Annotated in this window: 10 protein-coding genes; 4 read left to right on the top strand and 6 right to left on the bottom strand. The window is 55.1% G+C overall.

The genetic code is table 11. The annotated features are described in order from the left end of the window. Positions 1-21 precede the first annotated feature (21 nt). Positions 22-1563 (bottom strand): anthranilate synthase component I, encoded by a 1542-nt coding sequence (gene trpE, locus FCN51_RS03930; RefSeq protein ID WP_160256153.1) that lies wholly within the window; start codon positions 1561-1563, stop codon positions 22-24. Further along, on the bottom strand, positions 1560-3479 hold the full coding sequence (locus tag FCN51_RS03085) for a peptidyl-prolyl cis-trans isomerase (protein WP_160256152.1): 1920 nt from the start codon (positions 3477-3479) through the stop codon (positions 1560-1562). The genes trpE and FCN51_RS03085 overlap by 4 nt, the downstream gene beginning before the upstream one ends. Before the next feature lie 247 nt (positions 3480-3726). On the opposite strand from FCN51_RS03085, the gene tpiA reads away from it, so the two are divergent. From tpiA to kdsA, 4 genes are all read left to right on the top strand, one after another. Next, complete coding sequence (gene tpiA, locus FCN51_RS03080; protein ID WP_160256151.1) at positions 3727-4467, top strand: triose-phosphate isomerase; 741 nt, start codon at positions 3727-3729, stop codon at positions 4465-4467. A gap of 26 nt (positions 4468-4493) precedes the next feature. Beyond that, positions 4494-4838: a preprotein translocase subunit SecG gene (secG, locus tag FCN51_RS02365; RefSeq protein ID WP_003629964.1), complete on the top strand. Its 345-nt coding sequence runs from the start codon at positions 4494-4496 to the stop codon at positions 4836-4838. 141 nt (positions 4839-4979) lie between these two features. Then, positions 4980-6614, top strand: a complete 1635-nt coding sequence (locus tag FCN51_RS02350) for a CTP synthase (protein WP_003625521.1) — start codon at positions 4980-4982, stop codon at positions 6612-6614. After that, positions 6611-7444, top strand: coding sequence for a 3-deoxy-8-phosphooctulonate synthase (kdsA, locus tag FCN51_RS02280; protein WP_050819755.1), 834 nt, complete (start codon positions 6611-6613; stop codon positions 7442-7444). Before FCN51_RS02350 ends, kdsA begins: the two co-directional genes overlap by 4 nt. A gap of 110 nt (positions 7445-7554) precedes the next feature. On the opposite strand, the gene gyrB is transcribed toward kdsA, so the two are convergent. The 4 genes from gyrB to dnaA form a co-directional block, all read right to left on the bottom strand. After that, positions 7555-9993 carry a DNA topoisomerase (ATP-hydrolyzing) subunit B gene (gene gyrB, locus FCN51_RS02105; RefSeq protein WP_124295384.1) on the bottom strand — a complete coding sequence of 813 codons (2439 nt, stop codon included), beginning with the start codon at positions 9991-9993 and terminating at the stop codon, positions 7555-7557. A 90-nt stretch (positions 9994-10083) separates the two neighbouring features. Next, the gene (recF, locus tag FCN51_RS02100; protein WP_160256150.1) at positions 10084-11232 is read right to left on the bottom strand and encodes a DNA replication/repair protein RecF; all 1149 of its coding nucleotides are present in this window, start codon (positions 11230-11232) and stop codon (positions 10084-10086) included. Positions 11233-11277: 45 nt separating this feature from the next. After that, positions 11278-12402 (bottom strand): DNA polymerase III subunit beta, encoded by a 1125-nt coding sequence (dnaN, locus tag FCN51_RS02095; protein WP_160256149.1) that lies wholly within the window; start codon positions 12400-12402, stop codon positions 11278-11280. A gap of 115 nt (positions 12403-12517) precedes the next feature. Next, the gene (dnaA, locus tag FCN51_RS02090; protein WP_012812906.1) at positions 12518-13951 is read right to left on the bottom strand and encodes a chromosomal replication initiator protein DnaA; all 1434 of its coding nucleotides are present in this window, start codon (positions 13949-13951) and stop codon (positions 12518-12520) included. Positions 13952-14122: the final 171 nt, after the last annotated feature.

Below are 14122 nucleotides of genomic sequence, written 5' to 3'. Positions count from 1 at the left end.
AAGAATGGAACAGAAGCGGCATTAGGACCGCCCTGCCCTTGCCTGTTCCAGCGCAGCTTCTGCAGCGCGGAATACGGCACGGGCTTTATGGCGTGTTTCTTCATATTCCGTTTCGGGCACACTGTCTGCCACTACGCCACAGCCTGCCTGCACATGCATTTGCCCGTCTTTTACAACGGCCATACGCAGCCCGATACAGGTATCCATATTGCCGCCAGCACCAAAATAGCCAATGCACCCGGCATAGGTGGCGCGGCGGGTGCGCTCGACTTCATCAATAATTTCCATGGCGCGGATTTTAGGCGCGCCTGTAAGCGTGCCTGCGGGAAACGCGGCCACAAGAGCATCCAGCGCTTCCAGTTCCGGCTTGAGCGTGCCCTGCACGTTGGAAGAGATGTGCATGACGTGGCTGAAACGCTCAATGACGAATCGTTCCGTCACTTTCACCGTGCCGGGAATGCTCACACGGCCTACATCATTACGGCCAAGGTCTATCAGCATCAGGTGTTCGGCCAGTTCTTTCTGATCGGCCAGAAGGTCTTTTTCAAGCCGCAGATCTTCCTCAGCCGTTTTGCCGCGTGGGCGTGTGCCCGCAAGAGGGCGTACCGTCATGGTGCCATCCTGCAAGCGCACCAGAATTTCGGGCGAGGACCCGACAAGTGAGAACTCACCAAAATCCAGATGGAACAGGAATGGCGCCGGATTGATGCGCCGCAGCGTACGATACAGCGCCAGAGATGGAAGCGGAAACGGCGTGGAAAAACGCTGGCTGGGCACAACCTGAAAGGCATCACCTGCAGCAATATAATCCTGAATACGCTCCACAGCCTGACAGAACTCATCCTTGCTGAATGAAGAACGCGGTTCGGCGGGTTCGGGCAGGTTTTCTGGGGCTTTAGGCAAAGGCGGTAGAGCCCCTGCCAGACATTCGCGCGCACGGCGGAGCAGATCCTGCGCTTTATCCCAAGCTTGCCCTGCGGTTTCATCTTTTTGCGGGCGAACCGGTGCGGCCAGAATGAGTTCGTCACTCACCGTGTCAAACACAGCAAAAAGCCCGGGACGCATCAGGATGGATTCAGGCAGGTTCAGATCATCCGGGGGCGCATCTGGCAGATGCTCCATCTGGCGCACCATGTCATAGCCCAGATACCCAAACAGACCCGCAACCATAGGGGGTACGCCCTCGGGCAGTTCCAGACGTGTGGCGTGGATAAGCGCACGCAGGCTTTCCAGCGGCTTTTCTGTAAGAATGCGCGGGGCACTATCCGGGTTTTCCGGGGTTTCATCCAGCGTGATCTGCCCATTATGGCAGGTCCAGATGATATCCGGTTTGAGGGCGATAACAGAATAGCGCCCGCGCGATGTGCCACCTTCCACACTTTCCAGCAGCAGCGTGTTTTTGCCTGTGCCGCCATCAAAGCGCGCAAGGCGCAGATAGGCTGAAACCGGCGTAAGCAGATCTGCAGCTTCTACAGAGAACACAACAGATGGCTGACCTTGCGCCCAAGTAGCCTCACATTCCTGCCGAGAGGGTGAAGGCGCAATGCGTGCGGTAATGCTCATGGCGTGGCTTCTCCTCCAAATCCGGCAGCAGACAGTGTGGCCATCACGGCGCGTTCGTTAATATGGGGCGGCGTGCGCTTGCTTAATGCTTCAACATAACTGGCAACCAGATCATCGCTATCGGCCTGTGCCAGAGAGTCTTTCAGGCGCTGCACGCCATCAGCAGGAGCTGGTGGGTTGGGTACGAACAGTTTTGTCACAATAGCCACAAGGAAGTGGCCGTCATCTTCCGCCATAACTGCCTGCCCCGGCTGCATGCGTGGTAGATAGTCCATCAGCGCGTCCGGTATGTTTTTGTTGGGCTTGGCGTAGGAGAATGCTGCATCCCGCGTCATCTGTGCGCCCGGTGCATTTGTTGTGGCTAGAGCCTGCTTGTTCTTGGTTGCCAGATACAGGTTTGTTGCCTGCTCATTTGCTGCATGCTTGCGGGCTTCGGCCTGCCATGCGGCCAGAACATCTGCATGTGCCTGCTCAAAGGTGCGTGGTGCTGCGGGTGTTGCAGTATCTACTTCCACAGCAAAGCTGCTGTTGTCTGGCCCATCAACAAGCGTTGCACGAGCACCGGGTTTTTGCGTGAAAATCTGGTGGATAATGGCTTCACGCAGCTTGCCAGATGCTGGCAGCGGTGCGGGTTCCTTATCCGCTGTCATGCCCTGTGCATCCAGCGTGCCTGCGGCAGCAACAGCACCCAGATCAGCCGGAATGGCATCTAGGCCTTTACCTGCAAGTGCATCCTGCAGTTTGCGTTTGCGTTCACCTGCAACAGATGGCGCAACGGCAGCCCGATACTGTGAGAGGATGTCTTTTTTTGCATCCTCATACGGCGTGGTGTGCGGGGCCGTTATTTTGGTGATGCGAAAAACAGCCCATCCACTTTCAGTTTTAAGTGGACCACTTACCTGTCCTTCAGGCGCCTGAAAAATAGCCTGCCGCAATGTGGCGGAAGGAATGGTGGATGGGCGCGCATTTGGCATTTCTACCGCAGCGGCATCTTTTGCGCTGTTCTGAATAGCCTGCCAGTTGCCCCCTACTTTCCACGCATTGGCAATGGCGGTTGCCTGCGCCTGATCTTGCAGAGTGATCAGCTGAATATCGCGTGTTTCTGGCACATCGTAGCGAGATTTCTGCTCATCATAAATGCGCTTGATGTCAGCTTCACCCAGAGTGATGCTGTCTGCCACCGTTTGTGGGGAAAGCACCACAATTTTGGCATGGCGCAGTTCTGGCGTGCGGAACATCCACGGGTGGTTGTTGTAATAACGCTGGAGCACGGCATCATCTGGCGCTTTGGGTGTGGGCTGTGCGTCAAATGGAATGCTCACAAAATCTACCACGCGCGTTTTTGCACCGTAGGTTAGAAAACGCTGGAGCATTGTGTCGGACACGCTGCCAGCCTGTGCCAAAGGCTGCAAAATGGTGCGGGTTGTCAGATCATTGCGCACCATGTCCAGAAAGCGCTGTTCGGTCAGCCCGCGGTCACGCAGTTTCTGATTGAAGCTGGCGCGGTCAAACTGGCCATTGGCCCCTTTGAAATAAGGAAGTGAGAACACTTCATCCCGCACAGCCGAATCAGGTACGGCCACTTTCAGTTTCTGTGCAGTGTTCAGCAGTTCTGCCTGCCCAATCAGGCGGTGCAGAATCTGGTAGGCAACCTGCCGCTGCATGGCCAGAGGAATTTGCGATGGATCGGTAACCCCCATCTGGCGTGCAATGGTTGGCAGTTCAGATTGCAGGGCTGTGGCCAGATCATCGGCAGAAACCTGCTGTTGCCCCACTTTGGCAACAACATCCGTTTCTTCCCCCATATAGCCCATAACATCGCCTATTCCCCAGCCGACAAACGCCAGAAAAATGACAATTGCAGTCACCCGGCCCAGCCAGGACTCAACAAAAACGCGACGTAGATAGGAAATCATGACCCGATGGATCCACAGCTATGCTTAAAAAACATCATACCACAAAAGGGTATGCACAGGCGCGGCACCATAAGGGTAGCTGCGGTGCTTGACCAGACATAACCGTGCCTGCACGCCAGACAGGCAAGAATAAGCCACCTGCTCTCTTGCCCCAAAGGGTGCGTCTATGGTTTAGCCTTCATGGAAGAACCATATTGTAAAACGCGCGTGCCCGTTGGCATGGCGCGCTACAGGCAAGGAGCAGGGCATGACCAGACAGATTATTGTCGGCAACTGGAAAATGAATGGCCTAAGCCGTGATTCGCAGGAACTCGTCAAGGCTATTACCAGCGGCCTGCCCGCCAACAGTGCGGATGTTGTGGTGTGCCCGCCCTTTACCCAGCTTGGGCTGCTGACAGATATGCTCAAACCCACACCCGTAAAACTGGGTGCACAGGATTGCCATCAGGAAGTTTCTGGCGCGCATACGGGTGATATTTCTGCCCCCATGCTGGCCGATCTGGGTGTGTCCTACGTTGTTCTGGGCCATTCAGAACGCCGTCAGGAACACGGTGAGCTGGATGAAACGGTGCGTGAAAAAGCCATGGCTGCCGCCAAAGCCGGGCTAACCCCTATTGTCTGTATTGGTGAAACAGAAAATCAGCGCGAAACCGGTGAGCACTTTGATGCGCTGGGTTGGCAGATCAAGGGTTCCCTGCCCGATGGTTTTAACGGTATTCTGGCATATGAACCCATCTGGGCTATTGGTACGGGCCTTGCCGCCACCACCGATCAGATAGCCGAAACCATGAAATTCCTGCGTGAAGAATTGGTGCGGCAGTTTGGAGAGGCTGGAAAAGTCATCAAAATCCTGTATGGAGGGTCCGTAAACGCCGGGAATGCGGCCACCATCCTGCCCATTCCTGAAGTGGCGGGTGCGCTTGTTGGCGGCGCCAGCCTTAAGGCGGACGCGTTTCTTTCCATCGTCAGCGCAGCATCTGCTGCCTGATTTGCTGTTCTGATCTGGAATCTGACATGACCACAGCCCTGCTGATCCTGCATTTCTGTGTGACCATAGCCCTGATTGGCGTTGTGCTAATTCAGCGGAGTGAAGGCGGTGGCCTTGGAATTGGCAGCAGCCAGGGCATGGGGGCTTTCATGTCCGGCCGTGGAACAGCCAACCTGCTTACGCGCACAACGGCTGTGCTGGCTGGTGTGTTCATGCTGCTTTCCCTGTTGCTGGCCATGCTTTACAAAGGCTCTGTTACGGGTGAAGGGCACGATATTCTGGCCCAACCCCCGGCAGCCACCACGCCCGCACCAGTTGCCCCGGCAACAACGGCTCCGGCTCCGCAGCCAGCTGCTCCGGCGCATCCGTAAAATGCAGGTTTCTCTCTCCTTTCCGCCATGTGTGAGGAGAGAGCCCTTTTATCCCTTCAGCTCCGCATGTCCTGTGGCATGCGGTAGTTTGCGTTTGTCCATCTTTACCCGCCCGGCCTTGTCCGTGTAGGAAGTCTGCTCATGACCCGCTTTGTTTTTATCACCGGTGGTGTGGTATCCTCTCTTGGCAAAGGCATTGCATCTGCTGCCCTTGCTGCCCTGTTGCAGACGCGTGGCTACAAAGTGCGCCTACGCAAGCTTGATCCCTACCTGAACGTTGATCCCGGCACCATGAGCCCCTACCAGCATGGGGAAGTGTTTGTGACCGAGGATGGCGCCGAGACAGACCTTGATCTTGGCCATTATGAACGCTTCACAGGGGTGAATGCTTCCAAGGAAGACAATACCACAACAGGCAAGATTTATTCAGATGTTATCGCGCGTGAACGGCGTGGTGATTATTTGGGCGCAACCGTGCAGGTTATCCCGCATATTACGGATGCCATTAAAGATATTGTGGTTGCCAATACGGATGATCTGGATTTCGTGTTGGTGGAAATTGGCGGCACAGTTGGCGATATTGAAAGCCTACCGTTTCTGGAAGCCATCCGTCAGTTGCGCAATGACCTGGGCCCGGATCAGACCATGGTTGTGCACCTTACGCTGCTGCCATGGATCCCTTCTGCGGGTGAACTAAAAACCAAGCCAACCCAGCATTCCGTTAAGGAATTGCAGAATGTGGGTATCCAGCCGCAGATTCTGCTGTGCCGGTGTGACCGCCCCATTCCGCCAACAGAGCGGCGCAAGATTGCCAATTTCTGTAACGTGCGGCCAGAAGCCGTTATTGCCGCACGGGATGTGGACACCATTTACTCCTGCCCCCTCTCCTACCATGCAGAAGGTATGGATACCGAAGTGCTGCGTTACTTCGGTCTGCCGCATGCAGAAGAACCTGATCTGACAGGGTGGGAAAAAATTGTAGATGCCATCCGCCACCCGGATAACGAGGTGCGTATTGCTGTGGTTGGCAAATACACAGCCCTGCTGGATAGCTACAAATCCCTGAACGAAGCCTTGCTGCATGGTGGCATTGCCCACCGCACCAAGGTTGTTCTGGACTGGGTGGATGCCGAGGTTTTTGAAAAAGACCCTGCATCACTGGAAGCCAAACTGGGCGATGTAGATGCCATTCTGGTGCCCGGCGGGTTTGGTGAGCGTGGGTCTCAGGGCAAGATTGAGGCCATTCGCTTTGCGCGTGAAAAAGGTATTCCGTTCCTTGGAATATGCTTTGGCATGCAGATGGCGGTTATTGAATGTGCCCGTAATCTGGCAGACCTGCCCAATGCGTCTTCCACCGAATTTGGCTATACGGAAGAGCCTCTGGTAGGCCTGATGACCGAATGGGCGCGTGGCAACGAACGCCTGCGCCGGAGCGAAGGCGGAGAACTAGGCGGCACCATGCGTCTTGGCGCCTACCCTGCCAAGCTGATTGAAGGCTCCCGCGCGGCAGAAGTGTATAATGCAACTTCCATTCGCGAGCGGCATCGTCATCGGTATGAAGTGAATATCCATTACAAGGATCAGCTTGAAAAAGCCGGGATGAAGTTCTCTGGTCTTTCACCAGATGGCATCTTGCCAGAAGTGGTGGAATATCCAGATCATCCGTGGTTCATTGCTGTGCAGTATCACCCGGAACTGAAGTCTCGTCCGTTTGCACCGCATCCGCTGTTTGCCGGTTTTGTGGGCGCTGCGCTGGAAAAGGCTAAAAAAGCATGACGCAGGCATTGGGTTCAGATTTCCAGCTTGGGTCTTTGTACATCGGTAACGATCAGCCATTTGTGCTGATCGCTGGGCCGTGCCAGATTGAATCTGCGGCCCATGCCATGGAAACAGCCACAGCGTTGAAGGAAATCTGCCAGAAGGCTGGTATCGGGCTGATTTACAAAAGCTCGTTCGACAAAGCCAACCGCACCAGCATTTCCAGCGCACGCGGCATTGGCATGGCAGAAGGGCTGGATATTCTGGCAAATGTGCGCAACACGCTGGATATTCCGGTACTGACAGACGTGCACGCGCCAGAACAGTGTGCGCCTGTGGCTGAAGCTGTAGATGTGCTGCAAATTCCCGCTTTTTTGTGCCGACAGACGGATTTGCTGCTAGCCGCCGGGAAAACAGGCGCTGCGGTGAATGTGAAAAAAGGCCAGTTTCTTGCCCCGTGGGACATGAAGCACGTAGCGGCCAAAATTGCCTCTACCGGCAATAATCGCATCATGCTGTGCGAGCGCGGCACCAGCTTTGGCTATAATACGCTGGTAAACGATATGCGCGGCCTGCCCATTATGGCCCAGACCGGTTACCCTGTTGTGTTTGATGCCACGCATTCTGTGCAGCAGCCCGGTGGCTTGGGCGGCGCATCTGGTGGCCAGCGTGAGTTTGCCCCTGTGCTCTCTCGTGCTGCTTTGGCAATTGGTGTGGCGTCTCTGTTTATTGAAACGCATGAGAACCCGGACCAAGCCCCGAGCGATGGACCTAACATGCTGCCAATTAAAAGCCTGCCCGCTTTGCTGGAGCAGTTTAAACAGATTGACGCTCTCATTAAGGGGTAAGCAGCCAGCTTGCTTTCCAGCAAAAAGCCGCAACCTGAATAATCAGGCAGCGGCTTTTTTTGTAGCGTTTGCAAGGGAGAGATAAATTCTCTCCCTTATTTATGCAGGTATTAGACGTCCAGATTGGCAACCTTAAGTGCGTTGCCGACAATGAAGTCACGACGTGGTTCAACAATATCGCCCATCAGGGTGGTGAAAACATCGCCCGCTTCTTCCACATCGCCTACGCGTACCTGCAACAGTGTGCGCATAGCCGGGTCCAGCGTGGTTTCCCAAAGCTGGGCATCATTCATTTCGCCCAGACCTTTAAAGCGGTTGATGGTCAGCCCACGGCGGCCCTGTGCCAGCAGTCGGGCGTAAAGATCAGCCGGGCCGCTAAGCTGGTGCTCGGTGGTATCGTTTTTCAATGCTACGCCTTCTGCAAAGTCTTTTTGCAGGCGGTTTGCTTGCATGGTTAGCCAGCGGGCATCATTACTGGCCAGCATGGTTGGGTCAATGCGGTACACTTCCCCTACGCCACGCACATTGCGGGCCAGTTCCACACCGTCTGCACTTGCAACGGCTTTCCAGCTTTTTTCATTTTCAGCAGATGCCGCATCAAGGCGCTGCTGCAGTGCTGGCATCCGTTGCTGAAGCTGCTCCACATCCGTTGTCAGCGCGCCAGCCAAGGCTACCTGTTCGATAATCCAGGATGGGATGCGGTTGGAAAGGCGGTTAATAGCCTGCGCTGCCTGCCGGATGAATGGAAGATCAGCAGCCAGTTCTTCACCACTTACTACGCGTTTATCTGTATAAACAAAGCTGGCATTGTTCAGGGCCTTGTTGAGCAGATATTGCTCAAGTGCTGCATCATCTTTCAGATAGGTTTCTTCATTCCCGCGTTTGGCACGGTAAAGCGGTGGCTGGGCAATATAGAGGTAACCGCGCTCAATCAGTTCCGGCATCTGGCGGAAGAAGAAGGTCAGCAGCAGTGTACGGATATGAGAGCCGTCCACGTCAGCGTCAGTCATGATGACAATACGGTGGTAGCGGAGTTTCTCAATAGAGAAGCCACCCTGTTCTGGTTCACCACGGCCAATGCCTGTGCCCAGTGCGGTAATAAGCGTGCCAATTTCGGCAGAACCCAGCATACGGTCAAACCGGGCGCGTTCCACGTTCAGGATCTTACCTTTCAGCGGCAGAATAGCCTGAAAGCGTCTATCACGCCCCTGTTTGGCGGTGCCACCTGCGGAATCACCCTCCACAATAAACAGTTCAGCTTTGGCGGGGTCACGCGCCTGACAATCTGCCAGCTTACCGGGGAGTGATGAAACGTCCAGCACACCCTTGCGGCGTGTCAGCTCACGTGCCTTGCGCGCTGCTTCACGTGCAGAAGCGGCATCCAACACCTTGGAGATAACAATTTTTGCTTCTTTGGGGTGGGTTTCAAACCAATGGCTGATAATGTCTGCCGCCGCTGCATGCACAACCGGCTGCACTTCGGAAGAAACCAGCTTATCCTTGGTCTGGGATGAGAACTTGGGGTCCGGCACCTTAACGGATAGAACAGCCGTCAGCCCTTCACGCATATCTTCCCCTTGCAGGGAGTGCGCATCTTTTTTGGCAATGCTTTCGGCATATTTGCCAACAACGCGCGTAAGCGCCTGACGGAAACCTGCCAGATGGGCCCCACCATCGCGCTGCGGAATGTTGTTGGTAAAGCACAGCATGGTTTCATGGAAGCTATCGTTCCATGTCAGTGCAAACTCTACCTTAATGCCGTTATCCGGGTTTTCCAGACTGCCAGTAATGGGCGGTGCAAACAGCGAAGTACGAGACCGATCCAGCCAGTTTACAAAAGCTTCCAGCCCGCCTTCGTAAAAGAATTTTTCTTCCCGCACGGGGGTAACGCGTGCATCACGCAGCACAATTTCCAACCCGGAGTTCAGGAAGGCCAGTTCACGCAGACGGCGTTCCAGAATGGTGAAATCAAAATCCGTTTTGGGGAATGTTTCACTGCTGGGTTTGAAGGTAACTTCCGTGCCAGAGGGTTCGGAAGAAGGACCAACTACTTCCAGCGGGGCATCACGCTCACCGTGCTGGAAGCGAATGAAATGTTCCTGCCCGTTACGCCAGATACGCACTTCCATCCATTCGGACAGCGCATTCACCACAGCGGCGCCCACACCGTGCAGACCACCAGAAACCTTGTAGGAGTTCTGGTTAAACTTGCCGCCAGCATGCAGGCGCGTCAGCACCACTTCCGCAGCGCTGATGCCTTCTTCAGCATGCATATCTGTGGGAATGCCGCGCCCGTTATCACGCACGCTAACGCTGCCATCTGCGTTGAAAGTGACGACGCAGCGAGATGCAAAACCAGCCTGAGCCTCATCCACTGCGTTATCAATAATTTCAAACGCCATGTGGTGCAGGCCGGAACCATCATCCGTATCACCAATATACATGCCGGGCCGTTTACGGACAGCATCCAGCCCCTTCAGCACAGAGATCGACGCGGCATCATACTCTTCGGAAACGGCAGATGGCGTGGGCTGAGAGAGGTCGGTCATAAGAACGGTACGCTCCGTACAGGAAAGAACAAAAAACCTTTTATTCTTATACCCTGATCAAACCTCTGGGGCCAGATTGAGCAGCATGTTTTATGGGCTTGAAGGCAAAAAAGCTCCGTTTTTCAGGGTTTCAAACTGGGCAGTCTGCTTAAGGGGGGCAAAAGGCGCCTGATCTGTGCCGGTGAGCAGCACGGTTGTCCGAAAATCCTGCACAATTTCCAGTAATGAGGCCCGGCGCGCGGCATCCAGATGCACCAAAGGTTCATCCAGCAGCAAAATAGGTGGTTGCCCCCGATAGTCTGTGACAAGCCGGGCATGTGCCAGCACAACGCCAATAAGCAAGGATTTTTGCTGGCCAGTGCTCGCCAGTGCGGCCGGTTGTCTGGATGTGAGATCTTCTAACAGAAAATCACTGCGATGCGTGCCAAACGTGGCACGGCCACGCGTGGCATCATCTTCGCGCAAGTCGGCGAGTTTTTCTCGTAGCCAGTCCTCTACAGCCAGTGCCGGAGATGTTTCCAGTTTTTGAGCTACAGCGCATTCCAATGTCGCAATAGCAGCGGGGAAAGCACCCAGACCATTTTGGGCGTAATGGCAGATCTGGCGCACGGTTTCCTGCCGAGCCGCAGCCACAGCCACAGCATGCCGCGCCATGGAGGCCTCCAACCCAGAGAGCCATGAGTGTTCGGAAAAGCGTGTTTGCAGCAGCCGGTTACGTTGTGTCATGGCGCGATCATACGCAGCCAGTTCCCGCGCATGGTGCGGCGTAACTGCCATAACCAGACGGTCCAGAAAGCGCCGCCTGCCGGATGCGCCCTCGCTAAACAACCGGTCCATCTGCGGGGTAATCCACACAGTGGCAAGCGTATCTTCCCACGCCTCCTGCCCCCGGATCTGCCGGCCGTTTAATAAAAAAACGCGGCGGGGCCTCTCCTGCCCGCCCTGTGTGCCGGTGCCGAGTTGAAGAAACTCATCTTCGGTTTCAATGCGCGCAGAAACACCCCAGTTGGTTGCACCCATGCGGCCGAATTGTGTAAGGGGTGCCGCCCGCAGTCCTCTGCCGGGAGAGAGAAGAGAAACTGCTTCCAGCAAATTGGTTTTGCCGCTGCCGTTTTCGCCTGTCAGCACTAACAGGCTTGCATCGGGAGACCATACAAGCCGTTCGTAATTGCGAAAATTGGAAAGCGTAAGTTTAAGAAGCCGGGGCATGCCACGCTGCTTCTGTTGGCCTGCCTGCATTTTGGCAGTGCAGGCAGGCCGTAAGTGTTAAAGCGAAAAAACGGATCACACGCGCATCGGCATGAGAACATACAGTGCGGATGGGCTATCTACATCACGCACAATGGTGGGGGATGCGCTATCTGCAAACGCAAATTCCACCTCTTTTTCCACCTGATCTGTAATGTCGTTCAGATAGCGTGCCTGAAAGCCGATTTCCAACCCTTCTGCATCGTAGGAAATGCGGTTGTCATCTAGTTCTTCCTTGGCTACCCCCTGCTCTGCACTGCTGGCAGACAGAGTGAGCAGGCCGGGTTCGAGTGTTAGCTTGACCGGGCGAGAGCGTTCCTGGCTAATGGCGGCAACACGGGCCACGGCATCGGCAAAGTCTTTTTTGCCAACCCGCAAAATGCGTGTGTTGTTGCGCGGAATAACACGTTCATATTCAGGGAACGTGCCGTCAATCAGCTTGGATGTGAGAGTAACAGGCCCTGCCGTAAACTGGATGCGCGTTTCAGAAAGCGCGATTTCCACTTCTTCCGGTGCTTCATCAATCAGCTTGCGCACTTCGGCCACTGTTTTGCGCGGAACAATAACGCCCGGCATCCCGGCGGCACCCGCAGGCAAATCAGCTTCTACGCGGGCCAGACGGTGTCCGTCAGTTGCCACGGCGCGCAACTTGGCTTCGCCTTCCACTTCTGTGCCATGCAGGAAGATACCGTTAAGGTAATAGCGGGTTTCTTCGGTGGAAATGGCAAAACGTGTGCGGTCTATCAGCGAATGTAGTGTGGTTGCAGGCAGTTTGAACCGATGCGGGAAATCCCCTGCGCCCATGGATGGAAAATCATCCACGCTCAGCACGTTCAGGCGGGTAGCATAGCGGCCAGCACGCAGCAGAAGCGGGCCTTCGCTATCGGCCTGATCCAGCTCTACATCCACGCCATCGGGTAGCTTGCGCACAATTTCGTACAGAACGGCGGCTGGTGCAGTTGTAGCCCCTTCCCGCGTGATCTTGGCGGGAACTTCCTCAACCACTTCAATTTCCATATCCGTGGCTTTCAGGCTGAGCTGTCCGTTAGCTGCCTGAATAAGAACATTGGCTAGAATGGGTATGGTGTTACGCTTTTCCGCAACACTCTGGATATGGGCCAATGCCTTAAGCAGTGTTGCGCGTTCCGCCGAAAACTTCATCTAACCCTCTTTCCTGCAAGACAGGGCCTCTGTTTTGCAAGAGGCATCCGCTTTTTCCACCCCGAAAAGTAACAGGTGGGCATTATCAGTCAATCCCTTTGGAATCTCTACGTTTTCAGCTTTCCAGCATCCGCCGCAGGAGTTCCACATCTTCTGCAAAAGCTGCATCCAGCCCCATAAGTTCCGTAACGCGATTTACCGCATGCATAACGGTTGTGTGGTCACGATTACCGAACTTGCGCCCAATTTCTGGCAAAGAGCGGCTTGTAAGCTGCTTGGCCAGATACATGGCAACCTGCCGGGGCCGCGCAACATTGCGCGCCCTACGGGCAGATGACATGTCTGTGAGGCGGATATTCCAGTGTTCTGCTACTTTTTTCTGGATTTCCTCAATCGTCACACGGCGGTCGTGCGCCTTGAGGATATCGTGCAGCACTTCCTGCGTAGCTTCCAGCGTAACCGGCCGACCAAACAGGTTGGCATGCGCGATCAGGCGGTTGAGCGCGCCTTCCAGTTCACGCACGTTGGACGTGATTTTGTGTGCCAGAAACTCCAGAACCTTACCGGGCACCACAACGCCAGAAGCCGCTGCTTTTGATTCCAGAATGGAAATACGCAGTTCAAACGTGGTGGCGTGAATATCTGCCACCATGCCGCAGCCCAAGCGCGTGCGCAGCCGATCTTCCAGCCCTGAGAGATCGGATGGAGATTTATCAGCCGAAACCACAATCTGCCGTCCAGCATCAACCAGCGCATTAAAGGTATGGAAGAATTCTTCCTGCGTGTTGTCCTTGCCGATCAGGAACTGCAAATCGTCAATCATCAGCACATCGACGGAACGCAGTTGTTCCTTGAACTCGATGGTGGACTGAGAACGGATGGCCGCAATAAACCGATACATGAACTTTTCGGCAGACATGTAGGCCACAGACACATTGCCGCTCTGGATCAGTTCGGCCCCGATGGCGTGCATCAGGTGTGTTTTACCAAGCCCAACGCCGCCATAAAGAAACAGTGGGTTAAACCCAACGCTGGAGGGTTTTTCTGCAACGCGGCGGGCGCAGGCATAAGCAAATTCGTTCGGCTTGCCCACCACGAACGTATCAAACGTAAAGCGGCTATCCAGCGCGGTAACCAAATCACTCCGCACTTCTGGCGCGGTACGTGCTGCTGGGGTTGCCTCTTCCTGTGCGGGTGTTGCGGCGGCGGTGCTGGGCACATTTTCCAAAGGTATGGGCGCAGGATCACCGGCGCGGGCAACCTGTAGCTCTACCCGGCGGATGCTGGGGATTTCTTGGTTCCACAGTTCACTCAGGCGGTCACCATACTGGCTTCTCACCCAATCGCGCAAAAAGCGCGTGGGCAAAAGCAGGGTGATTTCATCGCCATCAATCGGGCCCAGCGCAATTTTGGTCAGCCAGGTGCGGTATTCAACTTCGCCAACTTCGCCCTTCAGGCGGGCGCAGATACGCAGCCACGATTCCTCAAGCCCCTTGCCGTCTTCAAGCCGGGAAAAGGCGCTTTCGTCATCGTCCACTCCGATTGTCATTTTTGCTCCCGAGCGGTCATTAAGGCGCGAATGGGTTCACGCAATTCACAAAACTGGCGGCAAGTGTGCTGCCGGTGCTGTGCAACATCTGTAACGGCCTTGGCGGCCTATGGTGCAGGCTTGCTTTTATCTTGCGGAAAGATAGCCCGAACAGCGCCAAGCCATCCAGCA

This window comes from Acetobacter pasteurianus (assembly GCF_009914215.2).
Taxonomy (GTDB): Bacteria; Pseudomonadota; Alphaproteobacteria; order Acetobacterales; family Acetobacteraceae; genus Acetobacter; species Acetobacter pasteurianus.
Note: the sequence above shows the minus strand (reverse complement) of the source record. Positions and strands in the feature narration are given on the sequence as shown.